We start from the raw sequence: 20,437 nt of genomic DNA, 5'->3' as shown, positions 1-20,437 counted from the left end.
GCGATATTCGCCAGCGTTGGCGTCACCGCCTGGGAGCCTTCGGCCTCCAGTCGTGATCTGAAGATACTCCTACAGTGCGGTAGTCGCTTGTCATGGCAGGAAAAGAAGCTGTTGGAGCGCTCGGTTCGGCGCCCCGACTCTGCATCGCGACTGGCGCCGTCAGGCGCCCCGGCGGAGGCTGAAACGTCGGTGGTGGTCGCGAACCCTGGCAACTCCGCGGGGGAGGCCTTCGGCCTCCAGTCGTGATCTGAAGTTACTCCTACAGTGCGGTAGTCACTTGTCATGGCAGGAAAAGAAGCTGTTGGAGCGATCGGTTCGGCGCCCCGACTCCGCATCGCGACTGGCGCCGCTAGGCGCCTTGGCGGAGGCCGCTGCGTCAGCGATATTCGCCAGCGTTGGCGTCACCGCCTGGGAGGCCTGCGGCCTCCAGTCGCGATCTGAAGATGCTCCTACAATTCGGTATTGCAGACCTTTTTGGAGTGCTCCCTTTGGCACTTCTCCAGGAAACGGGCACAATCGGGTGCCCGTTTTCGTGTTCGAGGCTTCATGACGCTTTCATCGCCAACCACTGATCGGCCATCTCCTCGCCCCGTTCGACGCGAGCTCCTCGAAGGACCCATTGCCACGACCCTGCTGCGCAAGAGCCTGCCGGTGGTGGGGGGCATGATCGCCATGCTCAGCTTCAACCTGGTGGACTCCTGGTTCATCGCCCGGCTGGGCACCGAGCCATTGGCCGCGGTCTCCTTCACCTTCCCGGTGGTCTTCGCGGTGATCAGCCTGGCCATCGGGCTGGGAATCGGCACCTCGGCGGTCGTCGCCAGAAGGCTGGGGCAGGGGGATCTCGACACGGTGCGCCGGCGCGCCACCGATGCGGCACTGCTCGCACTTGGAGTCGGTCTTTTCCTGACCGCGCTGGGGCTGGCCACAATCGATCCACTGTTTCGACTATTGGGCGCCGACGATGCATTGATGCCCCATGTACGCGACTACATGGGCATCTGGTACCTGGGGGCAGCGGTCGTCATCGTGCCCCGGGTGCTCAACAGCGTGCTCAGAGCCCAGGGCAATACCCTGATCCCCGGCTTGATGATGGCGGTGGCGGCCTTGCTCAACGGACTCCTCGACTGGCTACTGATCTTCGGGGTGGGTCCTTTTCCCGAGCTTGGCGTCCAGGGGGCCGCCCTCGCCACCGTGATCAGCTGGGGCGCGATGACCGCGGCGCTTTTCCTGCAGCGTGAACTGCGGGACTGCCTCGACTTCCGGCGCTTGCCCCTGGCGGGGATGCTCGATTCCTGGCGCGAGCTGTCGCGTATTGCCGTCCCCGCCGCCATCACCAGCGTTTTCACGCCAATGGCGCTCGCCCTGGTGACGCGTATCGTCGCTGACCATGGCCACCACGCCGTGGCCGGCTTCGGTGTCGGCACCCGAATCGACGCCTTCGTTCAGATTGCCGTACTGGCGCTTTCCATGACGCTTCCGCCCCTGGTCAGCCAGAACATCGGCGCCGGGCAGCACGACCGGGTGCGGCGTGCCATCTTCGGCTGCTTCGGCTTCGTGCTCGCCTGGCAGTTTGCGGTCTGGCTTCTGCTTCAATTGCTGGCTCCCTGGTTGGTAGGCAGCTATGCCGACGGACAGGCCATGGCCGAGGTGCTGCGCTCCTTCCTGTGGTGGGTGCCGTTGGGGCTGGGAGCGCAGGGGGTCGTCATCCTTGCCGTCTCCTCACTGAACGCCCTGCATGAGCCGGGAAGGGCCATGCGTCTGTCGATCATACGACTCTTTGCCCTGACCGTGCCGCTCGCCTGGCTGGGCGGTGTCGTGGCAGGCCCCACCGGCATTTTCATCGGCATGTTCATCGCCAACGTACTGGTAGGCCTGGTGGCCTGGTTGTTGATCCATCGTCGGCTTCAAGAGCGGGCGCCGCCGGTATCGCCATCAAGCTAGGCGTACCCACAGGGCTATGCGGTGAGCGAGAGAAAAAACCTGGCCCAGGGGTTGGCAGCGTGACGCTCATGGTCTACATTCTATCAAAATGTAGATATTCGCCACGGAGAATCCACAATGAGCCAGATCACCCCCGTCACCTGGGAAGACCCGTTCCGCCTGATCGATCAGCTGGACGAAGACGAGCGCATGGTGCTGCAAACCGCCCATGACTACTGTCAGGACAAACTGATGCCGCGGGTGCTGGAGGCCAATCGCCACGAGCACTTCCACCGCGAGATCATGAACGAGATGGGGGAGCTGGGTCTGCTTGGTGCCACCATCGACGGCTATGGCTGCGCCGGCATGAACTACGTCAGCTACGGCCTGATCGCTCGTGAAGTGGAGCGCGTCGACTCCGGCTACCGCAGCGCCATGAGCGTTCAGTCCAGCCTGGTGATGTATCCCATCCACGCCTTCGGCACCGATGCCCAGCGCGAGAAGTACCTGCCCAAGCTGGCCACCGGCGAGTGGGTGGGCTGCTTCGGCCTCACCGAGCCGGACCACGGCTCCGATCCGGGCAGCATGTCCACCCGGGCCGTTCGCACCGACAGCGGCTGGCGCCTCAACGGGACCAAGACCTGGATCACCAACTCGCCCATCGCCGATGTCTTCGTGGTCTGGGCCAGGGATGAAGAGGGCGTGGTTCGCGGCTTCATCCTCGAGAAGGGCATGCCCGGGCTCTCCGCACCCAAGATCGACGGCAAGTTCAGCCTGCGTGCCTCCATCACCGGACAGATCGCCATCCAGGACGTGGAAGTCTCCGACGACCAGCGCCTGCCCGGCGTGACCGGCCTCAAGGGCCCGTTCTCCTGCCTCAATCGTGCCCGCTTCGGCATCGCCTGGGGCAGCATGGGAGCCGCCGAGGCGTGCTGGCATGCCGCTCGCGAGTACACCCTGGATCGCAAGCAGTTCGGTCGCCCGCTGGCCGCCAATCAGCTGATCCAGAAGAAGCTGGCCGACATGCAGACCGAGATCGCCCTGGGCCTGCAGGCCGCACTTCGCGTGGGTCGAATGATCGATGACGGCCAACTGGTGCCGGAGGCGATCTCGCTGATCAAGCGCAACAACTGTGGCAAGGCGCTGGATATCGCCCGGGTCGCTCGCGACATGCACGGCGGCAACGGCATCTCCGATGAGTACCACGTGATTCGTCACATGATGAATCTCGAAGCGGTCAACACCTACGAAGGCACCCATGACGTCCACGCCCTGATCCTGGGTCGGGCCCAGACCGGCATCCAGGCCTTCGCCAACTAATTCGCCAAGCTCCAAACGCTACCTCTAGCGAGGAGCGACGGCGGGAAGCCGAAGAGGAGGTCCTACGCCAGGGGTGAGGAGCACTGCTCCGAACGGGCGGGGCAGGGATGGCCCGCACCGGCCCTGCAAGCGGCACAGGACGCGAGAGCGCCGCAGGGCGTCGGTAGCGTACAGGGATGTATTCACAGCGCCTCCTCGATGGTCCGAAAATTCGGGGCTTGTCCGCCGCAGCGACGAGTGTGGAAGGAGTCAGAATGAGTCGACCGCTGGAAGGCATAACTGTCCTCGACATGTCGCGAGTGCTGGCTGGCCCCTGGGCCGGTCAGCTGCTTGCCGACCTCGGGGCGCGAGTGATCAAGATCGAGCACCCCGAACGCGGCGACGACACCCGCGGATGGGGCCCACCCTGGCTTGCCGAAGACCTGGAGGCGGAAAACGGCGATCCCGAACGTGTGGCGGCCTATTTCCTCTGTGCCAACCGTGGCAAGCAGTCGCTGGCAGTGGATATTGCCAGTGAGCGAGGGCAGGCGCTGATTCGCCAGCTGGCGAAGGGTGCCGACATCCTGCTGGAGAACTTCAAGGTGGGTGGCCTGGCCAAGTACGGCCTCGACTACGCCAGCCTGCATGAACTGAACCCCCGGCTCATTGGTTGTTCCATCACCGGCTTCGGCCAGGATGGGCCCTATGCCCACCGCGCCGGCTACGACTTCATGATCCAGGCCATGGGCGGACTGATGAGCATCGGTGGCGAGCCCGACGGCATGCCGATGAAAACCGGCGTGGCGATCACCGATGTCACCACCGGTCTCTACGCCACCATCGGCGTACTCGCTGCGCTGCATGAGCGTGAACGCACCGGGCTGGGGCGCCATGTGGATGTGGCACTGCTCGACGTTCAGGTGGCGGCATTGGCCAACCAGTCGCTAAACGCGCTGGTCAGTGGCCAATCGCCCCAGCGACATGGCAATGCCCATCCGAACATCGTGCCCTATCAGGCCTTCGCCTGCGCCGACGGCTACCTGGTGCTCACGGTGGGCAATGACAGTCAGTTTGCTCGACTTGCCGAACTTTTCGGTCACCCGGAGTGGGCGACGGATCCCACCTATGCCACCAATGAGGCCCGGGTGGGCAACCGCGACCAGCTGGTGCCATTGATCCAGGCGATTTTCCGCACCCGGACGCGCGACGACTGGTTGGCCGAGCTGGAAGCCCGCGGTATTCCCGCCGGGCCCATCAACACCATCAGCGAAGTCTTCGACGATCCTCAGGTTCGTCACCGGGGAATGCAGCGCACCCTGAAGCGTGGCGATCTCGACGTGCCCCAGGTGAGCAACCCGCTACGCTTCGACGGGGAGCATTCTACCAGCGATGTGGCCCCACCCAGGCTTGGGCAGGATAGCGATGCCATCCTCGCTGAGATGGGGTTGTCGGTAGAGGATATCGCCAGATTGAAGCGCGAAGGGGTGGTTCGCTAAGAGGGTTGGCAACACCGCCGGGAGGCCTTCGGCCTCCAGTCGTGAGCTGAAGCTTCTCCTCCAGCACGGCCAATGCCTCCCTTGTTGGAGCGCCGCTCCGCGTCGCGACTGGCACCGATAGGCGCCCGGCGGAGGCTGAAACGCCGGTGATGGCCGCGAACGTTGGCAACACCGCCGGGAGGCCTTCGGCCTCCAGTCGTGAGCTGAAGCTTCCTCCGACAGGGTGGCTTTCCCTCCCTTGTTGGAGCGCCGCTCCGCGTCGCGACTGGCGCCGATAGGCGCCTTGGCGGAGGTGCCTCACATCAGTGGTTGTCGTCAGCATTGGCAACCCCGCCGGGAGCCTTCGGCCTCCAGTCGTGATCTGAAGATTCCTCCGACAGTGTGGTAGTCGCTGGCCTTGTTGGAGCGCTGGTTCCCATCGCGACTGGCGCCGGGAGCGCCCGGCGGAGGCTGAAACGCCGGTGATGGCCGCGAACGTTAGCAACCCCGCCGGGTGGCCTTCGGCCTCCAGTCGTGATCTGAAGCTTCGTCCGACAGTGTGGTAGTCGCCGGCCTTGTTGGAGCGCTGGTTCCCATCGCGACTGGCGCCGGCAGGCGCCCGGCGGAGGCTGAAACGCCGGTGATGGCCGCGAACGTTGGCAGCCCCGCCGGGAGGCCTTCGGCCTCCAGACGTGATCTGAAGTATCTCCTGCAAGTTGGTGTGCCACCGTCGATCAAGGCTATCGCGGCGAGAATCGCCGTGTCAGGCCTGTCTCGGCGATCATGCGGGTGGAAATCTCCTCGATGGAGAAGCGGGTGGTGTCGATGAAGGGAATGTGCAGCTGACGGTAGAGCCCCTCGGCCTGTTCGACTTCCTGGGTGCACTGGTCCAGCGAGCTGTAGCGACTGTTGGGCCGGCGTTCGTGACGTATTGCCGTCAACCGTCGCGGATCGATGGTCAGGCCGAACAGCTTGTGTCGATGGGCCGCCAGCACCTTGGGTAGCTTGAGGGTGCCGTTCTCGTCGAGGTCATCCTCGGTGAGCGGATAGTTGGCGGCGCGGATGCCGAACTGCAGGGCCAGGTAGAGCGAGGTGGGGGTCTTGCCGCAGCGGGAGACTCCAACCAGAATCACATCCGCCTGATCGTACTGGTGGGTGCGGGCGCCGTCGTCATTATCCAGGGCAAAATGAACCGAATGAATGCGGTCCATGTAGACCTCATCCTTGCCGATGGAGTGGGTGCGCCCCACACTGTAGCTGGAGTGGGTGCCCAGCTCCTGCTCCAGCGGCTTGAGGAAGGTGGAGAAGATATCGACCTTGAATCCGATAGCACCGCGTATTACATCGCGTATGCCTTCATCGACGATGGTGTCGATGATGATCGGCTGCTCACCGTCACGTACCGCCGTGGCTTCGATGATCTCGACCAGGGTGCGTGCCTTTTCGACGGTGTCGATGTAGGGCTTGGTGAGCATGCGCAGATCGACATTCTCGAACTGTGCCAGCAGGCTGCGACCGAGGCTTTCGGCGGTGATGCCGGTGCCGTCGGAAATGAAGAAGGCGGTACGTGGCATGGCAGGGTCGATTTCCATTGATAGGGACGTTTCCATTGTCGGGGCTGCTGGCGTCCCGGGCAAGGCGTGGTTTATTCGGTGCACTGTCCACAAGCCACTACAAAAATGCAGGAAAAGGGGCAACTGTTGTAAAAATCCTCCAGTGACTTCGATGTTAGACCAATGGCGAATATGGAAACATCCGGTTAAGGTGTCGACCATTGCATCATTTGCCTGTGACAAGGCTTCGAAGATCAAGGGGGTCTCGTGGAAGATTACATCCTGTGGTTCGACCAGCTCGGCATGGACGACGTGGAACGGGTCGGCGGCAAGAACGCCTCCCTGGGTGAGATGATCTCAAACCTGTCTGGAGCCGGCGTCACAGTCCCCGGCGGCTTCGCCACCACCGCCCACGCCTATCGCGAGTTCCTGGCCCACGAGGGACTCAACGAGCGCATCAACCAGGCCCTCAACCGGCTCGACGTCGATGACGTCACCGAGCTGTCGCGGGTGGGTGCCGAAATCCGCCAGTGGGTGATCGACACGCCACTGCCTCCTACCTTCGAGCAGCACCTGCGCACCGCCTACGACAAGCTGGTCACCCAGCACCCCAATCTCAAGGCGGCCGTTCGCAGCTCGGCCACTGCGGAGGACCTGCCGGATGCCTCCTTCGCCGGCCAGCAGGAGACTTTCCTCAATATTGAAGGCTTCGACAACATCAAGCGAGCCGTGCACGAGGTCTTTGCTTCGCTGTTCAACGACCGCGCCATCTCCTACCGGGTGCACCGTGGCTATGCCCACGAGAACGTGGCGCTCTCGGCGGGCGTCCAGAAGATGGTGCGTTCAGAAACCGGCTCCAGCGGCGTGATGTTCACCCTGGACACCGAGTCCGGCTATCGCGACGCGGTATTCGTCACGGCCTCCTGGGGCCTGGGCGAGACCGTGGTGCAGGGCTCGGTCAACCCGGATGAGTTCTACGTTCACAAGCCGACCCTGGCCGCCGGTCGCCCGGCCGTGCTGCGCCGCAACCTGGGCTCCAAGCTGATTAAGATGGTCTATGGCGACGATGCCAGTGCCGGCAAGTCGGTCTCCACCGTGGATGTTCCCCTCAAGGATCGCGCTCGTTTCTGCATCAACGACGAGCAGGTCATGGCCCTGGCGCGCCAGGCGATGACCATCGAGGAGCACTATGGCCGGCCCATGGATATCGAGTGGGCGCTGGACGGCGACGATGGCGAGCTCTATATCGTCCAGGCGCGCCCGGAAACGGTGGTCTCCCAACTGGAGGGCGGCAAGCTGGAGCGCTTCCACCTCAAGGAGAAGGGGCGCACCCTGGTCACCGGACGGGCCATCGGCCAGCGCATCGGGCGTGGTGCGGTGAAGGTCGTCTTCTCGCCGGATGATATGGACAAGGTCAAGGCGGGGGATGTCCTGGTCACCGACATGACCGATCCCGACTGGGAACCGATCATGAAGCGCGCCTCGGCGATCGTCACCAACCGCGGCGGCCGCACCTGCCATGCGGCGATCATCGCCCGTGAGCTGGGTATTCCGGCCGTGGTGGGCTGTGGCGATGCCACCGACACCCTCCAGGATGGGCGTGACGTCACAGTCTCCTGTGCCGAAGGCGATACCGGCCATGTCTACGAAGGGTTGCTCGATTTTGACCGTCGCGTGTCCACCGTCGACGCCATGCCCGAGATCCCGTTCAAGATCATGATGAACGTGGGCAACCCCGATCGTGCCTTCGGCTTCGCCGGGCTGCCCCATGCCGGCGTCGGCCTGGCGCGGCTGGAGTTCATCATCAACCGCATGATCGGCGTTCACCCCAAGGCGCTGCTCGAGTACGACACCCTGCCGCTGGAGCTGCAGCAGACCATCGACATGCGCACCGCCGGCTATGCCGACCCGGTGACCTTCTATGTCGACAAGCTGGTCGAGGGCATCTCGACCCTGGCGGCAGCCTTTCACCCGCAACGCGTCATCGTGCGGCTGTCGGACTTCAAGTCCAACGAGTACGAAAACCTGATCGGCGGCAAGCTCTACGAGCCCGGGGAAGAGAACCCCATGCTGGCTTCCGCGGTGCCTCCCGCTATATCTCCGACGCTTCCGTCCCTGCTTCGAGCTGGAGTGCCAGGCGCTCAAACGGTACGTGACGAGATGGGCCTCGACAACGTCGAGATCATGGTGCCCTTCGTGCGCACCACCGACGAGGCGCGGGAAGTGGTCGAACTGCTGGCCGCAAACGGCCTGAAGCGGGGCGACAACGGCCTGAAGGTCATCATGATGTGCGAGCTGCCTGCCAATGCGCTGTTGGCGGACGAGTTCCTCGAGCACTTCGATGGCTTCTCCATCGGATCCAACGACCTGACTCAGCTGACCCTGGGCCTGGACCGCGACTCCGGCATCGTCGCTCACCTCTTCGATGAGCGGAACCCGGCGGTGCTCAAGCTGCTCTCCATGGCGATCCAGGCCTGCAAGGCACAGGGAAAGTATGTCGGCATCTGCGGCCAGGGCCCCTCCGATCACCCGGATCTGGCCAAGTGGTTGATGGAGCAGGGCATCGACTCGGTATCCTTGAACCCGGATGCGGTACTGGAAACCTGGTTCATGCTGGCGGGAGAAACCATCGCGTAGAAACCGACGCGTAGTCGCGACAACACCGAGTCACCAAAGAGCCCGTTTGATTGTCGTCAAACGGGCCTTTTTTCGCCTATGCTGTATACCTCTTACACGGAGTTACCGAGGGCCCTCCAATGGATCATCAGACAGTTTCTTTGCGTCGCAGCTGGCTGGGCATCGTTGTATCCGCAACCATGCTCGGTTTGCCGCTTGTCGCCCTTGCTGACGTTACGTTCGAGTACTCGGCCCCCGCCATCGATCCGGAGCAGGCGTCCGGCTACAGCGAGAAGCCTGGCTGGGCGACCGAGCGCTTCGCGGTGGCGGCGGCGAATCCGCTTGCCACCGATGCCGGCTACCAGGTACTCCGGGCCGGCGGTTCGGCGGTGGATGCCGCCATTGCCGTGCAGATGGTGCTGACGCTGGTCGAGCCCCAGTCCAGCGGCATCGGCGGCGGTGCCTTCCTGATGCACTTCGACGGCAGCGACGTCACGGCCTTCGACGGTCGCGAAACGGCGCCCAGGGCCGCCAGTGAATCCCTGTTCCTCAATGGGGATGGCGAGCCGCTCGAGTTCATGGATGCCGCGGCAAGCGGGCTTTCGGTTGGCGTGCCGGGTACCGTGCGCATGCTGGAGAAGGCTCACGGTGAGTATGGCAAGCTGCCCTGGGCAGAGCTGTTCGCACCTGCCATCACCCTCGCCGAGGAGGGATTCCCCGTCAGCCATCGGCTGCACACCAGCCTGGCCGGCGAAGAGCGCCTGCGTGACGATCCACTGGGCGGTGCCTTCTACTATAACGACGCCGGAGAGCCCCTTGAGGAAGGGCATCTGCTCAAGAACCCGGCGCTGGGCGCCATCCTGCGCAAGATTGCCGAAAATGGCAGCAAGGCGATGCATACCGGGAAAATTGCCGAGGACCTGGTCCATCGGGTCCAGGGCCACCGGGATCGTCCGGGCGCCATCAGCCTCGAGGATATGGCGACCTATGTCGCCAAGCAGCGCGACCCCATCTGTACCGACTGGCAGGCCTATCGTGTCTGCGGCTTTCCGCCTCCCTCGTCGGGCCACCTGACCATCATGCAGATCCTGGGAACCATGGAGCATCTGCCGGCACTGGAGGCGCCACTGGAAGAGGGCCAGCCGAGCGTCGAATGGCTGCATCGCTTCCTGGAAGCCTCACGCCTCGCCTTTGCCGACCGTGGCAAGTACATCGCCGATCCGGACTTCGTCGATCCTCCGGGAGGGCGCTGGAGCGCCATGCTCGAGCCCGACTACCTCGCCCTTCGTGCCGAGCTCATCGAGGAGCAGAGCATGGGGCCGAATGGCGCCCGGCCGGGCAACCCCGGCGACATCGAAACTGCCTGGGCGGTACAGCCAAGCCAGCCGGAATACGGCACCAGTCACATCAGCATCATCGACGAGGCGGGCAATGGCCTGGCCATGACCACCACCATCGAGTCAGCCTTCGGCTCGCGCATGCTCGCCAATGGCGGTACCGGCCTGCAAGGCGGCTACCTGCTCAACAATGAGCTGACGGACTTCTCCTTCCGCCCCCTGGATGCCGACGGCACCCCCATCGCCAACCGGGTGGAGGCCGGCAAGCGGCCGCGCTCGAGCATGAGCCCGACCCTGGTCTTCGATCGGGAAAGCGATGAGCTGATTGCGAGCCTCGGTTCACCGGGTGGGGCGGCGATCATCCACTATACGGCCAAGGCGCTGGTGGCGATGCTCGACTGGGGGCTGAACGCACAGGAGGCGCTCGACCTGCCCCATGCCATCACCCTTGGCGGGCCGGCTTTCCTGGAGGAGGGGCGCTTCGATGCGTCGGTGCTGGAAGCCCTGAACGAGCGTGGTCACGAAGCGAGCGGGCGTGAGCTGACAAGCGGACTCCAGGCGATCATGAAAACCGAGGAGGGCTTCTTCGGCGGGGCCGACCCCCGGCGTGAAGGCGTCGTCATGGGAGACTGAGGCGTGGGGGACTGACAATCACCTCCGCAACCAGTTGCGCAACTTGACCAGCAGCAGGGCGCCATCGCTGAGTTCCCGACGGTCCCGCATCAGTTCGGTCAGGCGGTCCGGGTAATCCGTGATGATGGCATCCACGCCCAGGTCGATCAGCTGCGACATGCGAGCCCGGTCGTTGACCGTCCAGGCATGGACCTCGTAGCCCAGCTCACGGGCCAGGCGTATCTCGTTCTCGGTGATGCGGTTATGCCGCAGGCCCAGTGCATCGAAGCCGCGCCGCTCCAGCGTGCCCGGCATGACCAACTGGGCCAGGAGGGTGACGCGAAGCTCGGGCTCCCGCTCCTTCACCATCTGGACGACGCCCGGTGACATCACCGCGACGCGGGTTTCGCTGATCACATCGGGATTCCCGCAGCGGGTCGTCGATTGTGCCGGCGAGAGCATTTCCAGGCACTCTTCCCTTGCCGTCGCTTCTCGCTGGAGCGATTCCAGCACCGCCTCAACCAGTGCGAGCTCAGCGCCAGGATCGGGCTTCATATCGATCATCAGGGTGCTGCGTCCCCTCACCGTTTCCAGCGTCTCATCCAGGGTGGGGATGCGTTCGCCGATGAAGGCGTCGCCGAACCAGCTGCCCACATCGAAGGTCTGCAGCTCCTCCAGCGTCAGGTCGCGGACGTTACGGGGGTCTCCGGTGAGCCGCTGCAGGCTGCGATCGTGGTAGACCACGACCTCCCCATCGGCGGTCAATCTCACGTCGATCTCGACGTAGTCTGCCCGGTCCACAATCGCCCGTTCGACAGCCGCCAGGGTATTCTCCGGTGCGGCCATGGAGCTGCCGCGGTGGGCGATATTGGTCACGTCATCACGCAACTCGAAACTATTGACGATCCACCAGGCCTGGGCCAGGGCGAAGATCACCACCCCCAGCTCCACGCCCCAGGCCAGGCGGCCAGGATGGGCGTCTGGCGGTGGTGGGGCGGGGCGGGGCTCCCGGTGGGCCAGCCGCAGATAGAGGCAGGCCGACAGCAGCGCGTTGGCAGCGATACCGACGAAGGTAATGGCCAGCGTTACCAGCACATAGCCGGTCAAGTAGCCCAGCATGGCCGGAATCAGCACCGCATTGCGTTCCGGCAGCCACCAGAGCATGGGCGTGAAGATACGATCGAAGATCCAGGAAGCGATGAAGGGCAGGGCGATGATCACCAGCAGCAGGCCCAGCACGACGAGCGCGACGCGTCCCTTGCTGCCTCTGGTCAGCTCGCGACTGCGTTTCAAGGCGGACAGTGGGGATGTCTGTTCCAGGGTGACGATGGGCAGCGCCAGGATCCAGCGGAAGTAGAGCGACGCCGCCACGAAGGCCCAGCCCGCGACCAGGGGCGTGGCGGCGGCCAGGTATTGCCAGTACGCAGGGGGGCGGACCCGGAGCACGTAATACGGGTCGAGTCCGCCGATGATCAGGTCATAGAGCCAGCCGAGCAGCAGCAACACCGGCAGCATCAGCAGCAGGTGGGCCCCCACCTGAAACACCACGAGCCCGATCAGCGCCGGCGCCCGATGCAGGGTCTGCCACAGGGCGATGAAAGCGAGCTGGTAATGGTTGTTGCGGCGTCGAACCGCCACCAGGATCATCCCCGCCTGTTGCAGGAAGAGCACCACGAAGACGATGCCGATCGCCGCCAGCGCCCAGAGGATGCCGGACGGCGTCAGCAGCAGGTCGAGCAGCTCCGCGTTGGTGATGACTGGCTGGCTGATGCGGCCGAGCAGGCTGGTCAAGGCCCATGCAGCGGACGGCAGCAGCAGGCTCGAAGCGAGAAGGGTGAAGAACAGATGGTACGCCACCAACGGGCGCAAGTGCTCGCGCAGGCTGCGCATCACGTCCATTGCCAGCGATGTTGGTGTCAGCACGGTAGCGAGTCGTTGGGATTCATGATGTTAGAGTGGCATTGAAAAAGTGGATAAGGCAAGGGCGAGGGTGGTGATAATCACCCACGTTGCAGCCTCCGCCGGGCGCCTATCGGCGCCAGTCGCGATGGGAACTCGGGGCGCCGAACCGAGCGCTCCAACAGTGATTCTTTCCACCCAGGGCGCCACACCGCTGTAGGAGGAATCTTTAGATCACGACTGGAGGCCGCAGGCCTCCCGGCGGGGTTGCCGAGGTTGGCAGCTACCATTAGCGACGGCAGCCTCCGCCAAGGCGCCTATCGGCGCCAGTCGTGCGATAAATCGTCCTCCTACAGCTGCTTTTTTCTGCCAGCGCAGGTGTTTACCATCTTGTAGGAGGAATCTTTAGATCACGACTGGAGCCGCAGGCCTCCCGGCGGGGTTGCCGAGGTTGGCAGCTACCATTAGCGACGGCAGCCTCCGCCAAGGCGCCTATCGGCGCCAGTCGTGCGACAAATCGTCCTCCTACAGCTGCTTTTTCCTGCCAGCGCAAGTGTTTACCATCTTGTAGGAGGAATCTTTAGATCACGACTGGAGGCCGAAGGCCTCCTCGGCGGTGTTGCCGGTGCTGCTTCACCCTTCCAGGTTCAGGCGCTCTTCGGCGAGCACGATGCCGTTGTTGTCGGCATACAGCCACTGGCCGGGTTTCAGGGTGACGCCGGCGAAGGTGACCGGGATATCACGCTGTCCCTCACCGCGCTTGTCGCTCTTGCGCGGGTGGGTGCCCAGGGCCTGAACGCCAGATCGGTTTCGGCGAGCACGTCGACATCGCGCACGCAGCCGTACATCACCACGCCGGCCCAGCCGTTGTCGACCGCCTGCTCGGCGATCATGTCGCCCAGCATGGCGCAGCGATGCGAGCCGCCGGCGTCCACGACCAGCACTGCGCCATCGCCGGGTTCGGCAGCCGCCTCCTTGACCAGCGAATTATCCTCGAAGCACTTCACGGTACGCACCGGTCCGCAGAATGCCTCGCGGCCACCGAAGTTGACGAAGACGGGATCGAGTACCTGTACTTCGGGGTGGGCGTCGCAGATGTCGGGTGTAATGATGGCGCTCATGGACGGCTCCTGGCCTGAAGAAATGACGATGACGCGATGATGCCACACTTCGTGCGGGGTCACCGTCGTCGTTTCGTCGGAGCTTTCATCAAGAGTCGGCGACGCCGGGACAAGGCGCGGCGTCATGGATCGAGATAGAAGGGGGCATTAGAAGCGAAAGCCGACCGAGGCGCTGAAGGTATCGATGGTGTAGTCGCTATCGAAGTCGTAGCGTTCGTACTCGGCCCTCAGCATGATCGGGTTGAAGTCGAACTGGGCGCCGACACCGTAGACCGGATCGAAGCCGTCGTTGTCCTGCAGTTCGAGGCTGGCATCGCCGAGGTTGCCTTCGACCTTGGTTTCCCAGCTGGCAGCACCCACCTTGGCAAAGGGGCTGAACCAGGGCGTTATCGGAAACTGACCGACCAGGTTGGCACCATAGGCGGTGGATTCCAGGTCGGTGCTGGTACCGTCCTGGCCGCGTAGCCGGACCCTCCCCAGGTCGGCATAGAAGACTTCGGCTGCCAGGTAGCGATTGATCTGGTAGCCGGCAAAGCCCTTCCAGACGTTGCCGTCATCGTCGATGCTGAAGTTGCGTCCTCCGCTCTCGATGAAATTGTCGACCTCGTCGCGATCATTTTCCAGTGAACTGAAGCCGGTACCCAGGCCGAGATAAGCATAGGGCTGGTGCGGTGGATTGGCGAGTGCGGCATTGGCGGTCAGCAGAGCGGCAGCGGCGAGCGAAGCAGTCAGCACTTTACTTGTCGACATTTTATTGCTCCTTGATGTCCCTTGGCCTTGATATCCTTGGCTTTTCCTTATCATGCGGTCATTCCGCCGGCAGTACCGATGCGCAGAAAAACCACCTGCCCTTGGCGCAGTGCTATGACCGCTTACGACATCTATAACGTAGTCTCGGGGCCTGAGCGCCACAAGTTGACTAAGGTTACGAAAGGTGTGCCGCCGTCGCCATTGATGCTGCTTGAACGGCCGCGCATAAAAAAGCGCCCCAATAAGGGGCGCTTTGGTCATCGGCTCCGGCCGTCACCCTTTAGGTGGGGGCCTTCGATGTTGCGAGCATCGGAGTCGAAATAATGCTTCCGGGGTCGTAGCTTATCAGGCTTCCTGGGCTACGGGAATCACATTCGAGGCCGCTTTCTGATACTCCTCGATTTCATGGAAGTTCATGTAACGATAGATCTCCCCGGCCATGGCGTCGAATTCGCCCATGTAACGCTGGTACTCCTCGACCGTCGGCAGCCGACCTTCCACCGCGGCCACCGCCGCCAGTTCCGCTGAGGCCAGGTAGACATTGGCGCCGTCGCCCAGGCGGTTCGGGAAGTTGCGGGTCGAGGTGGAGACCACGGTGCTCTTGGCGGCAACGCGGGCCTGGTTACCCATGCACAGCGAGCAGCCCGGCATCTCCATGCGCGCCCCGGCACGACCGTAGATGCCGTAGTAGCCCTCTTCCGTCAGCTGGTGCTGGTCCATCTTGGTGGGCGGCGCCAGCCACAGGCGGGTCTTCAGGCTGCCGGCCGGCTGCTTCTCGAGCAGCTTGCCTGCGGCGCGGAAGTGACCGATGTTGGTCATGCACGAACCGATGAACACCTCGTCGATCTTCTCGCCGGCCACCTCGGAAAGCAGGCGGGCGTCGTCGGGGTCGTTCGGCGCGCAGAGGATCGGCTCCTTGATCTCGTCCAGGTCGATCTCGATGACCTCGGCGTATTCGGCATCCTTGTCGGCGCGCATCAGGCTCGGGTTGGCCAGCCACTCTTCCATCGCCGCGATACGACGGCTGATGGTGCGTTCTTCGCCGTAGCCGTTGCTGATCATCCACTTGAGCAGGGTGATGTTGGACTTCAGGTACTCGGCGACGCTCTCCTCGGAGAGGGTGATGGTGCAGCCGGCAGCGGAGCGCTCGGCGGAGGCGTCGGAGAGCTCGAAAGCCTGCTCGACGGTGAGGTCGTCGAGTCCTTCGATCTCCAGCACGCGACCGGAGAAGGCGTTCTTCTTGCCCGCCTTGGCCACGGTCAGCAGACCATGCTTGATCCCGTAGTAGGGGATGGCGTGGACCAGGTCACGCAGGGTGACGCCGGGCTGCCGCTTGCCCTTGAAGCGCACCAGTACCGACTCCGGCATGTCCAGCGGCATGACGCCGGTGGCGGCGGCGAAGGCCACCAGGCCGGAGCCCGCCGGGAAGGAGATGCCCATCGGGAAGCGCGTGTGGGAGTCGCCGCCGGTGCCCACGGTGTCGGGCAGCAGCATGCGGTTCAGCCAGCTGTGGATGATGCCGTCGCCGGGACGCAGCGAGACGCCGCCACGGTTCATGATGAAGTCGGGCAGGGTGTGGTGGGTGTCCACATCGACCGGCTTCGGATAGGCGGCGGTGTGACAGAAGGACTGCATCACCAGGTCGGCCTGGAAGCCGAGGCAGGCCAGGTCCTTGAGCTCGTCGCGGGTCATCGGACCGGTGGTGTCCTGGGAGCCCACGGTGGTCATCTTGGGCTCGCAGTACATGCCTGGGCGAACGCCTCCAGGCCGCAGGCCTTGCCGACCATCTTCTGGGCTAGGGTGAAGCCGAGGCCGGTGTCGACGGGCTGCTCGGGCAGGCGGAAGACGTCGGAGGGCGCCAGGCCCAGGGACTCGCGCGCCTTGCCGGTCAGGCCACGGCCGATGATCAGCGGGATGCGGCCGCCGGCACGCACCTCATCCAGGATCAGCTGGGTCTTGAGCTCGAAGGTGGTGACGACCTCGTCGGTGCCGTGCTTGCACACTTTGCCTTCATAGGGGTAGACGTCGATGACGTCGCCCATTTCCATGTTGGCAACGTCCATCTCGATGGGCAGGGCGCCGGAATCTTCCATGGTATTGAAGAAGATCGGGGCGATCTTGCCGCCGAAGCAGAAGCCGCCGGCGCGCTTGTTGGGCACGTTGGGAATATCGTCGCCGAAGAACCACAGCACCGAGTTGGTGGCGGACTTGCGCGAGGAGCCGGTGCCGACCACGTCACCCACGTAGGCGACCGGGAAGCCCTTGGCCTTCACTTCCTCGATCTGCTTCAGCGGACCGGTGGTGCCGGGCACTTCCGGTACGATGCCTTCGCGCTCGTTCTTGAGCATGGCGTTGGCATGCAGCGGAATGTCGGGACGCGACCAGGCGTCCGGGGCAGGGGAGAGGTCGTCGGTATTGGTCTCGCCGGGCACCTTGAACACGGTCAGGGTGATCTTCTCGGCCGGGGCGGGCTTGGAGAGGAACCACTCGGCGTCGGCCCAGGACTGCATGACCTCCTTGGCCACGGCATTGCCTGCGCGGGCACGCTCTTCCACATCGTGGAAGGCGTCGAACATCAGCAGGGTGTGCTTGAGCTGTTCGCCCGTCTCCTTGGCCAGTTCGGGATCGTCGAGCAGTTCCACCAGCGAGACGATGTTATAGCCACCCTGCATGGTGCCCAGCAGCTTGACGGCATGCACCTTGTCGATCAGCGGAGAGCTGGCCTCACCCTTGGCGATGGCGGTCAGGAAGCCGGCCTTGACGTAGGCGGCCTCGTCAACGCCCGGGGGAACGCGGTTGGTCAGCAGGTCGAGAACGAACTCCTCTTCACCGGCGGGCGGGTTCTTCAGCAGTTCGACCAGGGCGGCGACCTGCTCGGCGTTCAGAGGCTTCGGCGGGACGCCCTCGGCGGCGCGTTCCTCGACATGTTGGCGATAGGCTTCAAGCACGTTGGGGCCCTCTTCTATAGTGGTGGCCAAAGCACACCGATGCACCATCGGCATCGGTGAAATGACGGCTCTGGCTAGTGAAACAACCGGGTCACTGGGTGCGGCGATTCTACGCCAAACTGTCGACAATGTTAAGGCGACCCCCCTGGGGGCCGCCTTGAACTTTGGTCGGCGCAATGTTCGTGCGGTTACAAATCGTGCGACATTGAAGTGCCTCGACAGGTGCCTGTCGCACTCGGTCGCGTTACCATGGACACCGAAATATCCGGGAATCGACCAAGGTGGGAAGCGCCATGGCTGCGAGCATCACATCTCCCTGCGTGGGGCTCTGTTCCACCACGCTCGGCGACCCGGTCTGCCGGGGTTGCCAGCGTGGCGACGGTGAGATCCTCGACTGGTTTGGCCTGTCCGGTGACGAGCGTGCGGCACGCATGGCGGAGCTGGATGCGCTGCGTGAAAGCGTGGCTGGCCGCTTCCTGCGCGTGGTGGACGCCGACTGCCTCGAAGCCCAGCTGCTGCGTTATCGAATCCGCTTCCGGCCCGAACAGCCGGCGCTTTCGCGAGCGGTGGAGCTGTTGCGGGTGGGGCGCACGCGCATCCAGGCGCTGCCACGCTATGGCCTGGTACCCACCAAAGCGGCCCTCGGCCTGGATGTCGCAGAACTACATGCACGGCTCAGCCAGGCGCTGAACGAGGCCGCCGAACATCGCCGCGCCGAACAGCAGCGCTCTAGCAAGACATAGCAACGCACCACCCGATCTATCGATTGCACCACACCCGAGCCAATGACATGCCCGAGACCATTTCCGAGACCATGCCCGACATGCTGGAAGCGCCAAGCGAAGAGACCCTGTTGCCACCGGACCTGCTGGACTTCCTTCCTTGTGCGACACCCGATGCCTGGATAGCCTGGGCGCTCGAGAATCCCGAGCTGCTGCTGATCGATCACGCGCAGTGCGAGAAAAAGGCGGCCTCGACGGCAATGAGTCTCCTGTATCGTTACGTCGACGAGCCCTTGCTGCTGACCAAGATGTCGCAGCTTGCCCGGGAGGAGTTGCTGCACTTCGAGCAGGTAGTGAAACTGATGGAGAGTCGGGGTATCGTCTATCGTCATCTCAGCGCCTCCCGATACGCGGAAGGGCTGCGTCGGCACGTTACCCCTCAAGAACCGGCTCGGCTGGTCGATATTCTGATTATTGGCGCCTATATCGAGGCACGAAGCTGCGAACGGTTTGCTCGACTGATTCCTCACCTGGATGCCGAGCTTGCCAAGTTCTACCGCACTCTGGTTAAGTCGGAAGGCCGTCATTACGAGGATTATCTAATGTTGGCGCGGCATCTCGCTCCATGGCCGATCGACGACCGGGTTGCCTTTTTCGCCGAACGCGAAGCAGAGCTGATAGTCACGCCGGACAAGGCGTTTCGTTTTCATAGTGGTGTGCCGGGCTGAGGCCACCGCTTTCGCCATGCAGGGTTCCCGACATGCAGGACGCTCCACAAGACGTTCATAATAACGAATGGGATCAGCTAGCGCTGTTTGGACAGTTTTCTCTGACACTGGGCGATGACGTCCTCAACCAGTTCAGTTACGACAAGGTCAAGGCGCTACTGGTCTATCTGCTGCTGCACCAGCAACCCATCAATCGAGCCAGCCTGGCCGAGTTGCTGTGGCCTGACCAGGGCCTCTCTTCCGGGCGTACCAACCTGCGCCATGCCCTGCACTGTCTGCGGCAGTCGCTGGGAGAAGAGGCAGAGCGGGTGCTGGTGGTATCCCGCCAGACCATTGCCTTTCGACTTCCCGAGAGCTGGCACTTCGACCTGCATGAACTCCAGCGGCTCCTCGAAGGCCCAAGGATATCGCAACCCTTGAGCGGCTGCTTCAACGCTACCGTGGCGATCTGGTCGAAGAGCTTCAACTGCCTTCCTGCACCGAGTTCCAGCGTTGGCTGGTACAGCTGCGCAATGAGTGGCGCCAGCGGGTGATCCGCTTTTCCGAGGCCATCCTCGAGAGCAACGACGAGGTGCCCGACCATCTGTTGCAGGCCCTGGTCAGCCGCTTCTCGGGCTATGGCCCCTTCCACGAACGCCTGGTGCGCCAGCTGGCCGAACAGGGCCAGCTGGCGGCCGCCCACGAACAGTACAGCGCCTATCTGCAGCTGCTGGCCCTTTCCGGCCAGCAGCCCGAGCCCGGCTTTCTGCAGCTGGCGCGCTACTGGTCCGACGGCAATCCCGACCTGCAGGGACTCTCCTCGCAGGGCGCCTTCTCTCGCACCCTGGCGGCTGGCAGCTCGCCGCTGCGGGAGGACGAGATCGAGCAGCGCCAGCTTTCGGTCATGGCCATTCGCCTGCGCGTGAAGGGCGAGTTCTCCGCCCGCGACGAGACCCGCGCCTGCCTGACCCTGCAGATCGAGCTGATGCGCTGGCTGGAACAGCAGTGTCATCACCTGGGTGGGTTCTGGCTGCCCGGCGCTACCGGTGGTCTGGGTCTGGCCTGCTTCGGCACCCACGGCCCGGCGCACCAGCTGGCCGAACTGGTCGCACTCTACGAACACTGCCGTCGGGTGCTGCCCGACGAGATCGCGCGCCACTGGAGCGGTGCCGACGAGGCGCCGCGTATCGAACTGGCCGCCGGCCTCAACAGCGGCCGCGTGGTCTATCTTCCCGAGCGTCAACTGGTCGACCCACTGGGCCAGGTGACCCAGGGTGCCCTCGAGCTGATGACCGCCGCGGAAGGCAGTGAACTGGTGATCTCCCAGGAAGCCAGCCAGCATATGCCGCCGGCGCTGGACCTGCAGCCGCGGCTCTCCTCGCGGCTGGTGGCGAGCGACGGCCGCGTACGCCTGCGTGCCTGGTACTGGGACACAACGAAGGCGGGCGCGATGCCATGCCGCCCAGCCTGGTCGGGCG

At 63.8% G+C, this 20,437-nt stretch carries 11 protein-coding genes and 3 pseudogenes; 9 read left to right on the top strand and 5 right to left on the bottom strand.

Going from position 1 to position 20,437, the window contains the following annotated elements; genetic code table 11:
• From Q427_RS33395 to Q427_RS05585, 4 genes are all read left to right on the top strand, one after another.
• On the top strand, positions 1 to 246 hold a 246-nt coding region (locus Q427_RS33395; protein WP_231613443.1), incomplete at its 5' end, for a hypothetical protein.
• A 300-nt stretch (positions 247 to 546) separates the two neighbouring features.
• Positions 547 to 1,941, top strand: a complete 1,395-nt coding sequence (locus tag Q427_RS05595; RefSeq protein ID WP_051496157.1) for an MATE family efflux transporter — start codon at positions 547 to 549, stop codon at positions 1,939 to 1,941.
• A gap of 117 nt (positions 1,942 to 2,058) precedes the next feature.
• A complete protein-coding gene (locus Q427_RS05590; RefSeq protein WP_043511791.1) occupies positions 2,059 to 3,240 on the top strand; it encodes an acyl-CoA dehydrogenase in 1,182 nt (393 codons plus the stop codon).
• A gap of 254 nt (positions 3,241 to 3,494) precedes the next feature.
• On the top strand, positions 3,495 to 4,715 hold the full coding sequence (locus Q427_RS05585; protein ID WP_043511787.1) for a CaiB/BaiF CoA transferase family protein: 1,221 nt from the start codon (positions 3,495 to 3,497) through the stop codon (positions 4,713 to 4,715).
• Between the two features lie 719 nt (positions 4,716 to 5,434).
• Here Q427_RS05585 and ppsR read toward each other — a convergent pair.
• Positions 5,435 to 6,268: a posphoenolpyruvate synthetase regulatory kinase/phosphorylase PpsR gene (gene ppsR / locus Q427_RS05580; protein ID WP_043511796.1), complete on the bottom strand. Its 834-nt coding sequence runs from the start codon at positions 6,266 to 6,268 to the stop codon at positions 5,435 to 5,437.
• Positions 6,269 to 6,514: 246 nt separating this feature from the next.
• Between ppsR and ppsA the strand changes: the two genes are divergently transcribed.
• On the top strand, positions 6,515 to 8,884 hold the full coding sequence (ppsA, locus tag Q427_RS05575; protein WP_231613440.1) for a phosphoenolpyruvate synthase: 2,370 nt from the start codon (positions 6,515 to 6,517) through the stop codon (positions 8,882 to 8,884).
• 119 nt (positions 8,885 to 9,003) lie between these two features.
• Entirely contained in the window at positions 9,004 to 10,833 is a 1,830-nt protein-coding gene (gene ggt / locus Q427_RS05570) for a gamma-glutamyltransferase (RefSeq protein ID WP_081785838.1), read from the top strand.
• A gap of 18 nt (positions 10,834 to 10,851) precedes the next feature.
• On the opposite strand, the gene Q427_RS05565 is transcribed toward ggt, so the two are convergent.
• From Q427_RS05565 to acnB, 4 genes and pseudogenes are all read right to left on the bottom strand, one after another.
• Entirely contained in the window at positions 10,852 to 12,711 is a 1,860-nt protein-coding gene (locus tag Q427_RS05565) for a glycerophosphodiester phosphodiesterase family protein (protein WP_043511784.1), read from the bottom strand.
• Positions 12,712 to 13,344: 633 nt separating this feature from the next.
• A pseudogene (gene rraA, locus Q427_RS05560) lies at positions 13,345 to 13,832 on the bottom strand (ribonuclease E activity regulator RraA).
• A gap of 147 nt (positions 13,833 to 13,979) precedes the next feature.
• Positions 13,980 to 14,582, bottom strand: coding sequence for a porin family protein (locus tag Q427_RS05555; RefSeq protein WP_043511783.1), 603 nt, complete (start codon positions 14,580 to 14,582; stop codon positions 13,980 to 13,982).
• A gap of 345 nt (positions 14,583 to 14,927) precedes the next feature.
• Positions 14,928 to 17,530: pseudogene (gene acnB, locus Q427_RS05550) on the bottom strand (bifunctional aconitate hydratase 2/2-methylisocitrate dehydratase).
• A gap of 293 nt (positions 17,531 to 17,823) precedes the next feature.
• Between acnB and Q427_RS05545 the strand changes: the two are divergent.
• From Q427_RS05545 to Q427_RS05535, 3 genes and pseudogenes are all read left to right on the top strand, one after another.
• Entirely contained in the window at positions 17,824 to 18,273 is a 450-nt protein-coding gene (locus Q427_RS05545) for a DUF1289 domain-containing protein (protein WP_043511782.1), read from the top strand.
• Positions 18,274 to 18,320: 47 nt separating this feature from the next.
• Positions 18,321 to 18,980, top strand: coding sequence for a tRNA-(ms[2]io[6]A)-hydroxylase (locus Q427_RS05540; RefSeq protein WP_051496155.1), 660 nt, complete (start codon positions 18,321 to 18,323; stop codon positions 18,978 to 18,980).
• A 32-nt stretch (positions 18,981 to 19,012) separates the two neighbouring features.
• Positions 19,013 to 20,437: pseudogene (locus tag Q427_RS05535) on the top strand (AfsR/SARP family transcriptional regulator); the annotation flags it as partial.

The sequence above is a fragment of the Halomonas sp. BC04 genome, from assembly GCF_000568385.1.
Note: the sequence above shows the minus strand (reverse complement) of the source record. Positions and strands in the feature narration are given on the sequence as shown.